The sequence below is a fragment of the Pseudoalteromonas rubra genome, from assembly GCF_000967655.1.
Taxonomy (GTDB): Bacteria; Pseudomonadota; Gammaproteobacteria; order Enterobacterales; family Alteromonadaceae; genus Pseudoalteromonas; species Pseudoalteromonas rubra_A.
In genome coordinates, this window is sequence record NZ_JXYA01000009.1 from 50,415 (window position 1) to 68,195 (window position 17,781).

Below are 17,781 nucleotides of genomic sequence, written 5' to 3' on the forward strand. Positions count from 1 at the left end.
TTAACCTCGACTAACCAGCTGGCGCACCCAGGGGCGGTGCTTCTCGACCTGAAGGATCTCGTTTTTAAGACGGACCAGTGACAGCGCGCCAACAAAGGCGGCAAACCCTAAAATATTGATAAGCAACGGCCATAACATAGACGAGTCGATGGCGGATGTATCAAATTTGGTAATGGTTGAGCCCTGGTGCAGCGTGTTCCACCACTCAACAGAGAAATGAATAATCGGTAAGTTGATCACCCCAACAATGGCCAGAATACAGGCCGCTCTGCCACCTGATTTTTTGTCCTCAAAGGCGTGATACAAAGACAGTACACCAAAGTACAAAAACAACAGGATCAACTCAGATGTTAAGCGCGCATCCCATACCCACCAGGCACCCCACATAGGTTTACCCCAGGCCGCGCCCGTGATAAGGGCAATGGCGGTCATCGCCGCGCCAACAGGCGCAATGGCAATCACGGCCAGTTCCGCATTACGAATTTGCCACACCAGCGCAACGATTGCGGCAATGGCCATAGAAGAATACGCCCCCATCGACAAAATTGCCGAAGGCACGTGAATAAAGATAATGCGATAGCTGTCCTTTTGCTGATAATCCGCCGGGGCAAATGCCAGGCCCCAGATCCATCCTACGGCGATACAGACCGCCGTCACGGTAACAAAGTACGGAAGCAAGGTGTTACACAATTGGTAAGCACGCTCCGCTTTTGCATAGGGATGTAACCACTTCCACATTTTAACTTACACTCACTCTTAAAGCTGACGATATGGCAATTGGCGCCGTGACGATGGCAACGGCCAGCATGGCACCAAGGATCGCAAGTTGTCCGCCATAAGCGACCGACATACTGGCGGTATCAATGGCAGAGGTTGCGAAAATCAGAACCGGGATATACAAAGGCAAAACAAGCAGACTCATCAAAATACCGCCTTTTTGCAGACCCACGGTTAATGCGGCGCCTATGGCGCCAATAAAACTTAATAACGGCGTTCCAATCAACAAAGTCAGAATGGTTGCGCCCAGTGCCTGGCTGTCGAGGTTCATCAACAGCGCAAATAACGGTGCCATCAGCACCATAGGCAATCCGGTGATGGTCCAGTGTGCGGCTACTTTGGCCAGCACAGACAAAGACATAGGATAGGGTGAAGCTATCATTTGCTCCAACGATCCGTCGGCATAATCATCGCGAAATAGCTTGTCCAAACCCAGCATGGTCGACAGCAACGCGGCTACCCAAATGATACCTGCAGCCATGCGCCCCAGCAAGGCCGGTTCGGGTCCAATTGCCAACGGAAATAACGAAATGACTATCAGAAAAAACAGAAGAGGGTTTACGATTTCGGCGCGTTGGCGAAAAGCCAAAGTCACATCTTTACGATAAACAGCGACAAATAAATGCCAGTAAGAATGCTCAACCTTCATTAATGGCGGTACTCCAGAGCCAGGGTTTTCAGGGAGCTGAACTGAGTCGTCAGATCCTGGTGGGTAGTCAGTAAAATAGCGCCGCCATTTGCCAGGTGCGATTCAAACTGCTGTTGCAGCAGCGCGACACCTTTTTTATCGAGTGCGGTAAAGGGTTCATCGAGGATCCACAGACGCGCTTTATTCAACCATAGCCGCACCAGCGCGACCCGACGTTGTTGACCTGCGGAGAGGGTCCGCACGGGGACGTCTTCCAGCCCAACCAGGCCAAGCTGGCCTAGCAGCGTATAGATTTCCTCTTCGTCTGCCCCGTAACCATGCACCTGCAACCAGTACAGAACGTTTTCATAGGCAGTCAATTGCTGGTTTACACCGGTTTTGTGCCCGATAAACAGCAAAGACTCGGCGAAAGTGTCGTAGTCCCGACTAATGTCCTGGCCTTCAAAACAGATCTGGCCTTCGTCGGCACGGGCAAAACCCGCGATAATACGTAATAAAGACGTTTTACCTGCACCATTTGGGCCTTCAACTTGCATGATCTGACCCGCCTGAAGCGAAAAACTCAATGACTCAAATAAACAGCGGTCCTGTTTTACACACGTGACGGACTTAATCTCTAGCAAGGCGCGACTCTCTGACGCTAAAAAATTGGGCGTTAGTCTATCATAATGGTAGGGTAATACGAATAATTGGATGCGACCGATCAACGAAAATTTGATTTAAAATAATGAATAAGCCGACGATTTCTATTCAAAACAATGCACATTTAGCCACATCACAGCTGAATGAACGCGGGTCATCAGCAAACACTGCCGCAGCGACTGAACAGACCTTCAATGCCCGCAACTTGGTGATCAAACCCGACAGCATTCAAATGGAGGTGACGATAGATGGCCGCTGGCAAGGCGTACGACTGGCCAGTCAGAGCCAGTTGCAGCAGCCGCTGAAATTACCCGAAGCCGAGGTTAAGCTCAGTGCCGATGGCACACTGCTGACGGTCAGCACCCCTGAACTGAAATTACAGATCAAACCCGCGCAAACTTTGCTGAGCCTGCTGAGTCTGATCAAAGGGCTTGGCGGGCAAAGTGCGTTGCAGCTGGATGCGCAGCTTAAAGGCAGCAATCAATCCACCTTAATGCTGGAAAAAATTGGCCTGGCGCTGCCAGTTCCCCCTGCCCTGGCAGACTTACTCAAACAAGAGAATAAACTCGTCGCCAATCTCAGTGCACGGCAGAATAACTTGCTGCTACAGATTTTTAATGCCTTTGGCGATGAGCTGATGAAAGCGCCAGTTAGTAAACACAAACTAACCTCTTTACTGGCGCAACTTGGTAATCAAGAGCAACCCAGGATTAAGCTTGGCCGCAGCAGTGCCACATTGCAGCTTGCCAACCAGCAGGTTGAAGTGAAAACCCCTGAAGCCCAGAGTGCGCTGAAGCTCAACAGCTGGTTCAATGCTCAGCTAAAAGCCCAGCCGGACGGACTGCAAATCGGCGTAGCCAGGCAATCAACTGAGGTAAAACTGGCCACGCCTTTACAGCAAGCCCTGCCCAAACTGGCCACACACCGTTTCGCCGCCGAGCTGGAAAAAGCCATTAGCCCTGCACCGGACAGTAAATCGACACTCAGCTATGATAAACCTTTGCTAAACGTATCAATGGCAGACATTAAACAGACGGTTAAACAAGCTCTGGGGCAGCTACTGTCCAGGCCCTTTTTCAACACCAAGCAAACTCAGGGTTCTCAAGCACCGACTGCCACTCAGCCGCCAACCACGGCTGCAAAATCAGCGAATGCGACTTTACCTCAGATTGCAGCCAACAATGCCGCGCTGGTATTAAAAAGCATGACGCCGGTTCACAGCCAACCTCTTTTACAGCTACTGGATAACGTAGAGCAAGTATTTACTAACATCACTAAGCAGGCTACACCTAAAGGTAACGTGCAAACCCCTGTATCATCTTCAGGTAGCTCAGTCGCTGAACGCAATACCAGCTCGGCACCAGCCGGGACAACACCACTGGAACCCGGCAAAATCAGTAAGGCTTTGTCACAAGCACCTGCGCCAGTAACGCCCTCCGGCTCTGCTGCCACAGCCAAAGATGCACAGGCGCTCTCGTCTGCAACTCCAGGCAAACCCGCTGTTGCCTCGCAGCCGTCCAGCGCGTTTACTCAACGCCTGGCGATACTTCAACAGGTCTTTGCTGCTGTGGTTCCTCAACAAAAGCCTTACAGCGCACAGCTTATAAACCCTCAGTTGCAACAGGCACAGGCACTGAGTGACGAGTCGGCAGCTAAACCCGCTGACAACCAGCCAAACCAAACGAGCTCGGCAAAAGCTGAGCAGGCGGCATCGGCCAAACCTACTTTATCTTTACCAATCGCCCAGATTTTGAGTAAAACACTGCGCCAGATAGAAGCAACACCGACACAATCTGGCCCACCACTGCAACAGCAACTCAGTGAAACCCTGTCTGCAACACAGCAATTTCGCAGCCCGCAGTCAGCCGACTTGATGCGCCTTGTACATCAGGCTTTTAGCAAAATGATGGACGAAACGCGCCACTCCCCGGAACAGGTCAGTCATGAACTATTTGCACGGTTGCCGGCGCTTGCCAGCCAGATACAGCCCACTTTGCCCAACAGCAGTTTTGCGCAAGCACTGGACAAGCTCATAGTGACTTTACTGGGTACTCAGCTTACTGCCAAAGCCCAGGACTTACCGCCGCAAACTAACCTGGAGCAGCGTGTTGCAGCCCTGGTTGAAACCCTGCAACCCGGCACGAAACTCTCGTCTCCCGGTCAGTTTATTCAGGCGGTGACTCAGCAAGCTCAGTCTCGTTTGATGGACGACCTGGCACTGTTGCAAAACAATCTGGCTAACAATGCCAGTCCAGCGCCGCTGGCGCAAAAATTCGATAGCGAAAGCCAGTTGCTGATCAATTTATTTATGCCTCTCAAATTGCCGCAGGAATGTCGCCAGAGTGAACTACAGATAGGCAAGTATAAGAAACCCGCCAAAGCCAATATGCCGGAAAAACAAGTGTGGTTTGTGCGGCTTAACTTTGATTACGCCAAGCTTGGCCAGTTAAGTGTACAAGCGGAGCTGATGGACAAAGCCCTCGACTGCGAGATTGTTGGCGACAGCGCGTCGGTTTGCCAGCTGGCCCAGCCTCACCTGGATGCACTGCGCAGCAAGCTGGCTGCACACGGCCTTCAAGTTGGGGAGATAGCGCTGCGCGAAGATGCCTCTCAGGTTAAGCGCTTTTACGACAGCCACGCCATCGTGAGTATTCAGGTGTAACCCAAATTTTACTCGTCAGGATCACGGCATATCCGGGCAGCTTTCACTTTTGACCATATGTTCTACAGTTGTAGCGCAAGTCTGACTTGCCTAACACTACATCACATATGCAAAGGAGAACGCTATGTCTTCGCACCACCCGCACCTTGGCTGTGCCTGCTGTAACTACCAATTGTTTGGCCATGCCGTACAAGGCGATCATAACCAATCAGATAAGGGGATTTTCAACCTCGATAAACTACTGATTGCCGCAGAGCATTACATAGATGATTACATTGCCAATCAGTTTGTCAGGCCCCCTCAGCAGCACAAGATTTTTTACGGCGGCACTATTCGTACGCTCGAAAGCGGTGATGTAAACAAAACCGTTGAAGCCGTTGTCATCGAGCATGGGCAGATAGTCCATACTGGTAGCCTGACTGACTGTCAAAACCAGTATCCACACGCCAACTCTGAAGATTTACAAGGGGCCTGCATGTTACCCGGGCTGATTGAACCCCATGTTCATTTGACTCCCACAGCATCTTTTAACGCCTGGCTGCAGCTCGCACCGTTCAGAGAAGGAGTAGAAAGTGGCGGTGATAGCAATGATCAGTATTTAATTGGCAAAGACTACAACAAGAAGTCAGTGTCAGCGCTGTTACTCAAAGCGGCAAAAGCACTCCCCTCTCACCGCAAATGGCTGCTGGCGTTTGGGGTCGACCCCAGCCAGTTTAACCCTATCACCACAACGTCTGCGGACGGCTCTGTCAGCCCAACGCCCTGGGAGGACTTCAACTGTACTGAGCTGGACGACATCAGCAAGCAGGCACGCTCGGGCAAGGACGATGATATTTGTATTTTTATTATGAATGCATCTGGCCATGTTGCTTACGTCAACACCAATGCGCTTGAAGCAGTGCAACGCGCGCAGCATGCAAGCAAGCTGCCCGTCAATGAAAATGGTATCTTACTCGAATCGGATCAGATTGGCCCGGTGATCAAAGTCGCGCTGGAGCAGTACTTTGTAGAACACCCTCAAGGCATCACTGAGCTGTTTGGCAATTTACAAAAGATCTTTAAGCTCGCGCTATCACGAGGCGTAACCCTGATGTGGGATGCTGCGCTCGGCGCGTCTTTGAAAAACGCTGAGCTGGAGATATTGAGTAAGATGGCCAGCAGCGGCCTTGCCGGATTGCGCCTTGGCGGTGCATTATTCTATACCTCGGCTGATCAGTGGAGTAAAATCACGCCAACCGAACCCAGCCATTACCATACGGACTGGTTCAATATTGCCCATGCCAAAATCGTCAGCGATGGCTCTAACCAGGGTCTGACCGGATATCAGCTCACTAAATATCAATTCCCGGACAGCAACATTAACGATGAATTCCCCTATGGTGTTTGGAATTTCAATCCGCCGGATGGCGACGCAGATCATCAAGTAGAATCTCCGTTTCTGGCGCTGGTGAGTGAGTTAGACACGCGCGGCTGGTCTTTGATGATCCACGCTAACGGCACACATGCCATAAACAATACCATCATGGCGTATCGTGATGCACTCCATAACCAGGAAAAAGCGGGACTGGAAAAGCGCCATCGCATAGAGCACGCATCTTTACTGAGCGACCAGAACCTGGCTGATATGGACTATCTGGGCCTGTCGCCAAGCTTTTTAATCGGGCATGTGGGTTACTGGGGCTATACCTTCAAGCATAAAGTGTTTCCTCAGCAATCGGTTGTAGAGCATCTGGATCGCACCGCCTCTGCGACTCAACATGCACTGCGCTATACCCTGCACAGTGATCACTTTGTTTCACCCATTGGCCCACTGCGTATGATGGAACAGGCCGTCACCCGTATGATGGAAGACGCCCCTGAGGAAGCCTATCAAAATGGCCACTCACCTGTGCTCAATGAGCAAGAATGTGCCACCATAGCTCAGGCCCTGCGCGCTGCAACCTATGATGCCGCCTGGCAATGTCATATGGATCACCTCATCGGTGAACTGGTGGTTGGTAAACAGGCCGATCTGGTTATTCTGGATGAAGATCCCTTAACACGCCCTGCAGTCGGACTGAGAGATGTGCCAGTCCGTCAGACCTGGGTAAATGGCAGATTGTGTCATCATAACTAAACTGGCAGCCCTTATCCGGATATAAATCCGGGTAAGGGCTTTTTCTCTGACGGTGTTACATGCTACTTTGATACTAAGATGTCTGTAGTCGTTAAATGTTATGGAACAAAAAACCGCCATTGGCCTGTTATATGAAGCGGGTAAGTCGCCCGAAGTTGTTTGTAAGGGTTTTGGCGAACTTGCCGAAGAGATCATTGCACTTGCTAAAGAAAAAGACATCATGATCCATGAAGATGCCACTTTGGTCCAGACACTCAGCCAGCTCGACCTGCACGAAGAAATCCCCAAAGAGCTCTATTATGTGATTGCAGAGCTAATCGCGTTCTCTTACGTCCTGCGTGGTAAATTTCCACCTGGGTGGAAACACTTCCAGGGTAAGCTGAATATAAAGGCCTGATCCCTTTCTCAGCAGGGTTTTATCGAGAGCGCAAAGCGAGGTATAAGAAAGTACACAGCCAACGAAAATGCAGATGTGTTCTGGCGTTTGTCGTTGGCTGATGATGAGCAACCCTATGATTGCTTGTTGTGCAGGGACATTAATAGTTCGGCTTCGGCGCGGGGTAGTTCACACTCTCGCATAATTTCTTCTATGTCTGCGCCCAGTTCAACCATTTTGACTGCGCGTGAATAAATCTTAGCATCAGGATCGTCATATTTTTGCGCAGCCTGTTGCTGGGCCAGATCCTTTGCGTAATTCTCGCAGGCTACCAGACGTTTACCAATACTTAGTACACTGGCGCGAACTTCGGCGATTTCACTGCGTAAGATAGCCACTTGTTCATTTTCTCGCTTCATATGCTGAAGCAATTTGCCATGTTCATTGTTTTGTTGTTGTACTTTTTTACTCAGCGCAAAAATAAACCCCAAGCACACTAAACATAGCAGGCTTGAGGCAATGACCAGGAGCAATAAAATCTCGTTTTGGGTTACTGCTTGCACGGGTTATATATGGCTCAACTCATCCCACTCATCATCGCTGAGTAGTTTGTTCAAATCAACCAGGATCAGTAGCTCACCTTCACGGTTCGACACGCCCTGAATAAACTTAGCACTCTCTTCAGTACCAATGTTTGGCGCGCTATCAATCTCGGAGCTGCGCAGATAAACCACTTCGGCTACGCTGTCGACCAAAATGCCAACGACTTGTTTTTCAGCCTCGATGATCACGATACGAGAGTTATCAGTGACCTCTGAGCTTGGCAGCCCAAAGCGAGAGCGCGTGTCGATAACCGTAACCACGTTACCACGTAGGTTGATGATACCAAGCACATAAGTTGGCGCGCCCGGCACAGGGGCAATCTCGGTATAGCGTAATACTTCTTGTACCTGCATTACGTTAATGCCGTAGGTTTCATCCTCTAGCTTATAGGTAACCCACTGAAGGACTTCATCATTACTATCTGCATTTTTATCAGCCGAAAGTATTCTCTCTTGACTCATGATTTTACTCCAGTTAGATGCTAGTTACTGCTCTCGGCTATCGAGGCCATGCTCTAGCAATCGATTTAAATTCTCAACATCTATCAGTGCGCACATTTTTTCTTTAATGACGCCCGCCAGCCATGGCCTTTTACCATCCGCCGTTCGCCATTTAACGTCTTCTGGTTTCAGCGTAATATTATTAACCAGATTTTCGGCCAACAAGCCCCACTGGCTATCGCCCAGCATGATCAAGTACTGGTAATCCAGCTTCTCTTCCAGCTCAGGTGTGAACTTCTCCGGCATCACCCAGCGGGCTGTATCAACCACATTGAGTTTTTCTTCCCGGTTGAGCATCACGCCTTTAAACCATTTTGGCTTACCAAACAACTGATTAACTTCGGTAAGCTGATGTATACCACCCAGCGACTGTAAAGGCACTGCCAAAGTCAGCCCGGCTACTTCAAAGAACAACGCCTGAAATTCGTTTTCCAGGTACGCATCACGCGCACGAGCTGGCCTAGCCTGCTCTGCTTCTTCTTTGATAATAGTAGTATTTTCAGTTATCTCAAGATCATCAGCCGGGGTTATTACGGGTTCTTCCTCGGCGATTTCCTGCGGCATAGCTGTTTCGGCCTGAGCCTGTGCAACAGCTTGCTCAGGTGGCTCTTGTGTAACGGCATCCTCTGAACTTGAAACAGCATGACGCGTTGCAACTTGCTCTTCTTTGGCCTCTGGCACAGATTCCAGCAGCTTAGCCACCGGTGCGAGCGCAACCTCGTCTTCCTCTTCTTCGCGTAACAAGGCGCCCAGATATTGCTTCATGACCTGTTCATTGGCAAACAGATGCTTACTCATTACTACCTCTATCCACTTCTGCCAGATGATCTAATAAGGCACGGTAAGCATAGACACCACGCGATTTAGGACAAAATTGCACTGGCACTTGCTGCGCCAAACTGGCATCTCTGAATTTAGTATCAACCGGGATCACCCCAGGCCACACTTTATCCTGATAGGTCTCGACTAAAGACTTATAGGCTTCAAGCGATGCTTTGGTGCGCTTATCATACATAGTTGGTACTATAGTATATTGATATTGCTTGGAATGCGAACTTTGCATTAATGACATTGTGCGCATCATACGATCCAGCCCCTTCAGCGCCAGGAACTCGGTTTGCACCGGGATCAAAATACGCTCGCTCGCGGCCAGGGCGTTCACCATCAGCACACCCAATACGGGTGGGCAGTCCAGAATGGCATAATCGTAGTGCTCACTTATCTTGGCCAGGGCTTTTTTCAGAATTAACCCCATGCCGGAGCGGTTGCCCATGCTGCGATCGAGTGTTGCAATAGCCATGGTCGCCGGCAATATATCGAGGTTTTCTATGGTTGAGGGGCACAATGCCTGAAGAATTTCCTCACTGGCCATGTTGGAGCCACGAATAAAAATATCATACACGCTGACTTCAAGCTCTTCTGAGTCAATGCCAAAGTAGTATGTTAAAGATGCATGCGGATCTGTGTCTATCAGTAATACACGCTTACCCTGAAGCGCCAGGATCCCACCGAGACTTACTGTGGTGGTGGTTTTACCCACCCCGCCTTTTTGGTTCGCTACCGTCCAGATTTTCACGTTATTTTTTTATTCCTTCGGCCAAACACAGACACGCATTGGGGCATAGTTACGTTATGCGCAGCCTATTTCTTTGTTTATTCTCAGCGCCACATCCTGTAAGGCAATGTCTTCCGATGAAATGCCCGCACTGGCAACCGCTTGCGGCATGCCATAGACCACACAGGTTTTTTCGTCCTGGGCCCAGATAGTCGCACCACTTTGTTTCAGCATTCTGGCACCGTCTCTGCCATCCGCGCCCATGCCCGTGAGTATAACTGCTAATACGTCCCCACCGTAGGCTTTCGCCGTACTGGCAAAAGTCACATCAACACTGGGTTTGTAGGTAATACGCGGGCTGTCGTCTTCAAACACTTTAAGCGTTTTACTGCCACCTCTGGATTCAACCAACATCTGCTGGCCACCAGGTGCAAGATAAGCAACGCCAGGTTGCAAGCGATCGCCTTGCTCCGCTTCTTTTACTTTGATTTTACACAGGCTATTTAATCGCTGTGCAAATGCCGGTGTGAATGCCGCAGGCATATGCTGGATCAGCAATATCGGGTGCGGAAAATTTGCAGGCAACTGCGTTAAAATAGTCTGAAGTGCAACCGGACCGCCCGTAGACGTGCCGATGGCAACAATTTGGTATCTTTTTCCCGACGCCTTAAACGACGCCCCTGAACTGGGCGTATCCGCCGCAGGTCGCGAGAAGGTGCGGTCTGGTTGCGCTATTGGTTTAGCCGTTGAGCGCAGCCCGGATGAGGCAGGTGTGCTGCGCGCAGGCGCAGGTGCCGGCGACGAGCTAATAGGCCGAGTAAAACGGCTTACACGACGTCGGCCAATTTCTTTGACCTTGTTTTGCAAAGAGCGGATCGCATCTTCACTATTGCGGGCAATGTCTTCAAACTTTTTCGGCAAAAAGTCGACCGCACCGGCATCCAGTGCATCTAATGTGGCACTTGCACCTTCACGGGTCAATGACGAAAACATTAAAATGGGAGTCGGTGAGCTTTGCATGATCTGCTTTACCGCGCTAATCCCATCCATCACTGGCATTTCCACATCCATAGTGATGACATCCGGTCTGAGTTTAGCCGCTTTGTCTACGGCTTCCTGACCATTTACTGCAAAGTCAATCACCTGGATTTCAGGATCTTTTTCTAGTATTTCACTCACTCGGCGACGAAAGAAGCTCGAGTCATCTACAACTAATACTTTAACTGCCATTGGCATTGCTCTTTTATTCGTTACAGATCCGAAAAGTGGTGTCAAAGACACCACTTTGTCGGTATAAATGCGCCAGTTAATTACTTACCGGCGTAATATTTTAACATGCTGGGGACGTCCAGAATCAGTGCGATACCACCATCAGATGTAATGGTTGCACCAGCCATACCTGGTGTGCCTTGCAATAAGGCATCCAATGGTTTGATAACCACTTCTTCCTGGCCTATCAGTGAATCCACCACAAATCCAACTTGCTTAGTGCCCATCTGAACAATGACCACGTGCCCTTCAGCTTTGCGGGCTCTTCTGTCCGCGCCTTTCACTAACCAATGCTCCAGATAGAACAGTGGGATCGCTTTTTCACGCACTATGATAGTCAATTGGCCATCAACCACATTGGTCTTAGTCAAATCCAGGTGGAATATTTCGCTCACCCCGGCAAGTGGCAGTGCAAATGTCTGCTGACCAATCATTACCATCAGTGTAGGCAAAATGGCCAATGTCAGTGGTACTTTGATTTCCAGTATGGTGCCTACACCCAGTTCAGACTGGATATTAACGGAACCATTAAGCTGGGTGATCTTGGTTTTAACCACGTCCATGCCAACACCCCGGCCTGAGATGTCAGAAATTTGTTCTTTGGTTGAGAAACCAGGTGCGAAGATCAGGTTGTAAGCTTCATTATCCGACAGGCGACTTGCCTGGTCTGAGTCAATAACCCCTTTGCTGATCGCAATCTTTTTCAGTTTCTCAGGGTCCATACCTGCACCATCATCACGAATGGTCAACAGAATATGGTCGCCTTCTTGCGAAGCGGATAAGGTGACAGTACCGGTTCTGGACTTACCTGCGGCTTCACGCACGTCAGGCATTTCAATACCATGGTCTACCGAGTTACGCACCAAGTGAACCAAGGGATCGGCCAATGCCTCAACCAGGTTTTTATCCAGATCCGTATCTTCCCCTTCCAATACTAAGCTAATGTCTTTTTTAAGACTGCGCGCTAAGTCACGAACAACCCGAGGGAAACGACCAAAAACTTTCTTGATTGGCTGCATCCGGGTTTTCATTACCGCGCCCTGCAAGTCTGCCGTGACCACATCCAGGTTCGAGATAGCCTTGCCCATAGACTCGCTATTAGAGTTGTTTGCCAGGCTCACTAGTCGGTTACGCACCAACACCAGCTCACCGACCATGTTCATGATCTCATCAAGGCGCTTAGTATCAACGCGAACAGTTGTCTCAGCTTGTGCAGCAGGCTTTTTAGCCGCCGCTTTATCAGCAGCAGGTTTACTCTCGGCTGGCGGCTTAGCCGCCGCTGCAGGCGCAGGTTTGGCAGCTGGTGCACTTGGTGCTTTTGCCGCCGGCGCCGCTGGCTTAGGTTCAGGTTTTGGCGGTGCTTTTGGCGCTTCTTTAGGCGCTGCTACTTCCGCTTCTGTTGACTTTGGCGCTTGCCCCTTACCATGCAACTCATCCAGCAAAGCTTCAAATTCGTCGTCGTTGATTTCGTCATCATCACCGCCCCCCGATACTGGTGCTTTTTCAGTGGCTGCGGGTGGTGCAGGTGCAGGTGTCGGTGCAGCAGGTGTTGCACCAAATTGTCCAACCCCGTGTAACTCGTCTAACAAACTGTCAAATTCGTCGTCGGTAATATCGCCGTCATCACTGCTCGCTGGCGCGGATGTGGCTTTAGGTGCAGCGGGTGTGTCTGAAGCTACTGACGGGGCATTGCCAGAGCCGTGTAACTCATCCAGTAAGCTTTCGAATTCTTCTTCTGAAATTTCATCTATGCTGTCTGAGCTTTCGCCATCGGCACCATCGACGGGGTCCGATGGTGCATCGAACAGCACATCATCTGCACTGGGCGTTGCAACAACCGGTTCAGGCTCTGTGGCAGCAGGAGCTGCAATTTCTTCGTCTGCTGATTGTGGTTGGCTAAGCTGGTGTAATACTTCCAGCAGGTGAGGATCTGCGGGCTCTGGTTGCTCTCTATTTTGAATACATGAGAACATTTCATTGATGGTGTCGAGTGACTGTAAAATCACGTCCATCAACTCTGCTGTTACCTGACGTTGGCCCTGACGCAACACATCGAACACGTTTTCCGCACCGTGACAAGCATCCACCAGTTCCGTCATACTCAGGAAGCCTGCGCCCCCCTTAACAGTATGGAAACCACGGAAAATCGCGTTCAACAGCTCTTTGTCTTCCGGATTATTTTCTAGTTCGACAAGCTGCTCAGATAACTGTTCGAGTATTTCCCCAGCTTCAACAAGAAAGTCTTGTAAGATATCTTCATCGACTTCAAAGCTCATTCGCATACTCTCCTATTAGAAGCCCAAACTCGACAACAGGTCATCAACTTCGTCCTGCCCGGATACGACATCATCTCGAGACTCAGCGTCCATAATTGGACCCTCAGGACCTGATAACTCATCAGCAACGGGGGTGGCTTTAGTTTGTGACTGCGGCTGGGCTGCAGTTTGTTGACTTTCTTCAGCGCTACCAAATACAGTCAACAAGTGAATTAGGCTGTCTTCAACTTCACGAACCAGCTCAATGACACGCCGGATCACCTGTCCGGTTAAATCCTGATAATCCTGCGCCATCAAAACATTGGTCATCAGATTCTGTAATTCATCTGTACGGCCTTTTGACGACTGCATAAAACTGTCAAGATCGTGACACAAAGACTTGAACTCTCCGAGCTGGATATCCCGGCTCATCAGTCTGTCCCAGGTGGGCTTGATTTCAGAGAGTTGGTCGGCAAGTTCTTGGGCTAAGGGAAGACTCGCTTCTACGGCATCCATGGTTTTATTGGCAGCGCTTTCGGTCATTTCCATGACGTAATTGAGGCGCTGCTTGGCATCTGGAATGGCTTCTGTCGTGAGATCTGCTAAGCGCGTATCCAACTCAAAGTTCTTCAATGATTCATGAAGTTGTCGAGTCAGCTTACCGACTTCAGCAAAAAGCTCTGATTGTTCTTTATTAGTGGCCTCAATTAATATCTCATCAGCCTTTTCCTGCTCACCTTGTTCTAGGTATTCAACGAGCAGTTTAGCCTGTTCCAGAGTTATCTGTGGCACAGAAGATGTTGACATAAGCCTACCCTTATCAATACTAGCCTAAACGCTCGAACACTTTTTCTAGCTTGGTTTTCAGGGTTCCTGCCGTAAACGGTTTAACGATATAACCATTAACTCCAGCCTGGGCAGCAGCAACGATTTGTTCTTTTTTCGCTTCCGCTGTTACCATGAGTACTGGGATGTGTTTAAGCTTGTCGTCAGCACGAATTGCGCGTAACAAATCGATACCTTGCATGCCGGGCATATTCCAGTCAGTTACGACAAAGTCGAATTCCTGATTTTGCAACATTGGAAGTGCCGTACTGCCATCATCAGCCTCTTGAACATTGGTAAAGCCTAAGTCTCTTAGCAGGTTTTTGATTATTCTTCTCATCGTAGAAAAATCATCAACCACGAGAATTTTCATGTTCTTATCCAAAACTTCCTCCGGTGAGGTTTGAACCTATATTGTAAAACTAACTCTAATTGATCCAGTCATTGATCTTCGCTCTGAGCTTGATCATTGCTTGACCGTGAATCTGACTCACTCGAGATTCGCTGACCTCTAAGATCGCGCCAATCTCTTTTAAATTCATCTCGTCGTTATAGTACAAAGACAACACCAAGGCATCTCGCTCAGGTAAAGTCTTGATAGCATTGACTAACGACTCGTTAAAGCGCTCATTTTTAACATTATTGAATGGTTTGTCTAGCGCAAAATCGTTGCCTGCGGGAGAAATTACGTCTTCGTCGACCCCTAGGTCTTCAATGCCGATAACTTTACTCGCATTGACATCATGTAAAATATGATGGTACTCATCTAGCGTAATATCAAGTTTTTCAGCGATTTCAGTATCTTTTGGTTCGCGCCCAAGCTGTGCTTCAAGCTCAGCAATGGCTTCTGCAACCATCCGGCCGTTTTTGTGCACTGAGCGGGGAGCCCAGTCGCCACGGCGGATCTCGTCAATCATTGCACCGCGAATTCGAATACCGGCAAAGGTTTCGAAGCTTGCGCCTTTACTGGCGTCAAAATTTTTGCACGCTTCGATGAGTCCAATCATACCCGACTGGACTAAATCATCTAACTGAACGCTGGCTGGTAACCTCGCTAATAAATGACAGGCCACCTTTTTTACCAAAGGCGTATGACGCTCTACCACCTTACTCAGGTGGTCCGTCGTTTTATATCCCGCCATGCGGTTGACCGGTGAAGCCATCGTTAACCGTTTACCAGTTGCTCAATAAAGAATTCCAAATGACCTGAAGGTTGGTGGGGAATGGGCCACTTGACAGCTTTGCTGGCCAGGCCTCTGAACGCCACGGCAGCAGGTGAATTAGGGAAGAGCTCTACGATGGTTTTTTGACGACGCGATGACTTGCGCATATTTTCATCAAACGGGATCGTAGCAACCAACTCCAAAGCAACATCTAAAAATCGGTCGGTCACTTTGGACAGCTTGGCAAACAACTCTTGTCCTTCACGTAGACTGCGCACCATATTGGCGACAATCTTGAATTTGTATACACCGTGTTCGCGGCTAAGCACTTTGATCAGCGCGTAAGCATCCGTGATGGAGGTTGGCTCGTCGCACACTACAACCAAGACATCCTGGGCAGCACGAGAGAAGCTCAAAACCATATCAGAAATACCAGCCGCAGTATCGACGATTAAGATGTCAAATTCGCTACTCAATTCGCTAAACGCACGGATTAATCCAGCGTGCTCTGCAGGCGTTAATTCAACCATACTCTGCGACCCTGAGGTTGCAGGTACGATGCGGATCCCAGCCGGGCCCTCTACAAGAATTTCGTCTAGTTCACATTCACCAGACAAAACATGCGATAAATTTTTCTCTACTCTTAAACCCAGCATAACGTCACAGTTAGCCAGACCTAAGTCAGCATCAAGCACCAAGACCCGATTACCCTGCTGTCCTAACGCAATGGCAGTGTTAAGGGATACATTGGTTTTACCTACTCCACCTTTACCACCAGTCACTGCGATTACTTTTACACTGTGGTTATTTTTCTGGTTCATTCTCCGCAGGCCACTTGCTTGATCTAAAACTGTATTAATCATACATTCCTACTGTCTGGGACGCCACTGGTACACGTCGCGAATGTTGTGCTTTTGTTCTCTTTAAATACAATTGCTCAGCCTTTTTGACTAACTTCTGAGCGTTTGCCACGCGAATGTCTTCAGGCACTCGCTGACCATTGGTAAGATACCCTATTGGCAGACGATTTTGAATCGCTATGCTAATTATCTCACCTAAACTTAGACTTTCATCAAGTTTTGTAAAAATACAACCACTTAAATTGACTTTTTTGAAGTGATTGACGGTTTCTTGCAGTACATGCATTTGTGCAGTCGCACTTAATACCAGGTAGCTGCGAATGTCAACACGGCTGCTACGCATCAGCGTGTTTAATTGCTCTGTCAGGCGTAAATCACGCTGACTCATACCTGCCGTGTCTATTAATATTAGACGCTTATTACGTAAATGATAAAGAACCTCAGCAAGTTCATTGGCATCTTTTACCTGCTTGACAGGACAACCGATGATCCGACCATAGGTTGCCAGTTGTTCATAAGCGCCGATACGGTAGGTATCTGTGGTGATCAGGGCGACATTATCGGCACCATATTTTTGTGCACCCAGCGCTGCCAATTTTGCAACTGTGGTGGTTTTGCCAACACCTGTAGGTCCGACCATGGCATACACACCACCCTGGCGCAGAATATCGTTGTTAGTTGTGTGCATTTGATTAACAACCATATTAAGTAGCGCATTCCAGGCTTCTTTACGAGACACGTCATCAGGGATAAAGCAAGCCATTTGCTCAGCCACTTCAGCACCAATCCCCATGCCTTTAAGGCGGTCAACCAGACAAGCACGAGTCGGGTCACGACGCGCCATTTCCTGATTCATCAGCCCTGATAGCTGGAATTCAAGTAACTGACGAATTGCATTCATCTCATCGCGCATGGAAGACATTTCATCTTCGCTGACTTTTTTCTGCGCGGCTGGCTCGTCACCGAAGCCCTGTTCCAGATCGTCACCAAACTCCCAGGAAGACGCTGTATCGCGGCCGTCAAAATCATGACTTTGGGTCTCAAAACGAGGCTGACGAGCGCTCTGAGGTGCCTCTTTAGCTGGCGCTTCATGGCGCTGCTGCGCGCCAAACATATCATCGGTATTAATACCAGATTGAGAAAACATTGAAGCAAGCTCGGGCGACTTAGGACGAGGGGCTTGACGCTCCAGCAAGGCTTCCAGGCTGTCAGCAACCTGAGCCTGCTTTTGCGGCTCTGCGCGACGCGGCTGAGGACGGACCATTCTTGCAGGCTGGCTGTAACCAGATTGCGCGCTTTGCTGCGGCGCAGCCTGACGAGGCGCGGCTTGAGGCGCAACTTGTTGAGGAGCGGGCTGCGCGGCCTGAGGTGCCGGTGTGCGGTCATTATCCACAGCTGCAACGATCTCTACACCGTCAGCCAGCTTCTTGTTCGACATGATTACCGCATCAGCACCCAGCTCTTCTTTCACTTCTTTCAAAGCCGTACGCATATCTTTTGCAAAAAAACGTTTAATTTTCATGGTCAGC

17 protein-coding genes are annotated in these 17,781 nt (G+C 49.4%); 3 read left to right on the forward strand and 14 right to left on the reverse strand.

The genetic code is table 11. The features are described from left to right. Genes TW77_RS05105 through ccmA form a run of 3 tightly spaced genes read right to left on the reverse strand, consistent with a single transcriptional unit; the run spans position 1 to position 2,049 of the window. Complete coding sequence (locus tag TW77_RS05105; protein ID WP_046003891.1) at positions 1–738, reverse strand: heme ABC transporter permease; 738 nt, start codon at positions 736–738, stop codon at positions 1–3. Between the two features lies 1 nt (position 739). Beyond that, positions 740–1,426, reverse strand: a complete 687-nt coding sequence (ccmB, locus tag TW77_RS05110; protein WP_046003892.1) for a heme exporter protein CcmB — start codon at positions 1,424–1,426, stop codon at positions 740–742. After that, positions 1,426–2,049 (reverse strand): cytochrome c biogenesis heme-transporting ATPase CcmA, encoded by a 624-nt coding sequence (gene ccmA / locus TW77_RS05115; RefSeq protein ID WP_082078843.1) that lies wholly within the window; start codon positions 2,047–2,049, stop codon positions 1,426–1,428. The genes ccmB and ccmA overlap by 1 nt, the downstream gene beginning before the upstream one ends. 104 nt (positions 2,050–2,153) lie before the next feature. Between ccmA and TW77_RS05120 the strand changes: the two genes are divergently transcribed. The 3 genes from TW77_RS05120 to TW77_RS05130 all read left to right on the forward strand — a co-directional run bounded on the left by TW77_RS05120 (position 2,154) and on the right by TW77_RS05130 (position 7,243). Next, positions 2,154–4,730: a flagellar hook-length control protein FliK gene (locus tag TW77_RS05120; protein ID WP_046003894.1), complete on the forward strand. Its 2,577-nt coding sequence runs from the start codon at positions 2,154–2,156 to the stop codon at positions 4,728–4,730. A 124-nt stretch (positions 4,731–4,854) separates the two neighbouring features. Continuing rightward, entirely contained in the window at positions 4,855–6,846 is a 1,992-nt protein-coding gene (locus tag TW77_RS05125) for an amidohydrolase (protein WP_052713044.1), read from the forward strand. A 100-nt stretch (positions 6,847–6,946) separates the two neighbouring features. Then, positions 6,947–7,243: an EscU/YscU/HrcU family type III secretion system export apparatus switch protein gene (locus TW77_RS05130; protein WP_010385716.1), complete on the forward strand. Its 297-nt coding sequence runs from the start codon at positions 6,947–6,949 to the stop codon at positions 7,241–7,243. A gap of 113 nt (positions 7,244–7,356) precedes the next feature. On the opposite strand, the gene TW77_RS05135 is transcribed toward TW77_RS05130, so the two are convergent. From TW77_RS05135 to flhF, 11 genes are all read right to left on the reverse strand, one after another. Continuing rightward, positions 7,357–7,785 carry a DUF2802 domain-containing protein gene (locus tag TW77_RS05135; RefSeq protein WP_046003895.1) on the reverse strand — a complete coding sequence of 143 codons (429 nt, stop codon included), beginning with the start codon at positions 7,783–7,785 and terminating at the stop codon, positions 7,357–7,359. A 3-nt stretch (positions 7,786–7,788) separates the two neighbouring features. Next, a complete protein-coding gene (locus tag TW77_RS05140) occupies positions 7,789–8,286 on the reverse strand; it encodes a chemotaxis protein CheW (protein ID WP_010385708.1) in 498 nt (165 codons plus the stop codon). A gap of 24 nt (positions 8,287–8,310) precedes the next feature. Further along, positions 8,311–9,123, reverse strand: a complete 813-nt coding sequence (locus tag TW77_RS05145) for a chemotaxis protein CheW (RefSeq protein ID WP_046003896.1) — start codon at positions 9,121–9,123, stop codon at positions 8,311–8,313. Next, entirely contained in the window at positions 9,116–9,901 is a 786-nt protein-coding gene (locus tag TW77_RS05150; RefSeq protein WP_046003897.1) for a ParA family protein, read from the reverse strand. The genes TW77_RS05145 and TW77_RS05150 overlap by 8 nt, the downstream gene beginning before the upstream one ends. Before the next feature lie 54 nt (positions 9,902–9,955). Beyond that, a complete protein-coding gene (locus TW77_RS05155) occupies positions 9,956–11,110 on the reverse strand; it encodes a protein-glutamate methylesterase/protein-glutamine glutaminase (RefSeq protein ID WP_046003898.1) in 1,155 nt (384 codons plus the stop codon). A gap of 80 nt (positions 11,111–11,190) precedes the next feature. Continuing rightward, positions 11,191–13,425, reverse strand: a complete 2,235-nt coding sequence (locus TW77_RS05160) for a chemotaxis protein CheA (protein ID WP_046003899.1) — start codon at positions 13,423–13,425, stop codon at positions 11,191–11,193. Between the two features lie 15 nt (positions 13,426–13,440). Beyond that, a complete protein-coding gene (locus tag TW77_RS05165; RefSeq protein ID WP_046003900.1) occupies positions 13,441–14,211 on the reverse strand; it encodes a protein phosphatase CheZ in 771 nt (256 codons plus the stop codon). Between the two features lie 19 nt (positions 14,212–14,230). Further along, on the reverse strand, positions 14,231–14,614 hold the full coding sequence (gene cheY, locus TW77_RS05170) for a chemotaxis response regulator CheY (protein ID WP_010385696.1): 384 nt from the start codon (positions 14,612–14,614) through the stop codon (positions 14,231–14,233). Between the two features lie 43 nt (positions 14,615–14,657). After that, the gene (locus tag TW77_RS05175) at positions 14,658–15,392 is read right to left on the reverse strand and encodes an RNA polymerase sigma factor FliA (RefSeq protein WP_046003901.1); all 735 of its coding nucleotides are present in this window, start codon (positions 15,390–15,392) and stop codon (positions 14,658–14,660) included. Between the two features lie 2 nt (positions 15,393–15,394). After that, entirely contained in the window at positions 15,395–16,255 is an 861-nt protein-coding gene (locus TW77_RS05180; RefSeq protein ID WP_046003902.1) for a MinD/ParA family protein, read from the reverse strand. Then, positions 16,248–17,774 carry a flagellar biosynthesis protein FlhF gene (flhF, locus tag TW77_RS05185; RefSeq protein ID WP_046003903.1) on the reverse strand — a complete coding sequence of 509 codons (1,527 nt, stop codon included), beginning with the start codon at positions 17,772–17,774 and terminating at the stop codon, positions 16,248–16,250. The genes TW77_RS05180 and flhF overlap by 8 nt, the downstream gene beginning before the upstream one ends. Positions 17,775–17,781 lie beyond the last annotated feature (7 nt).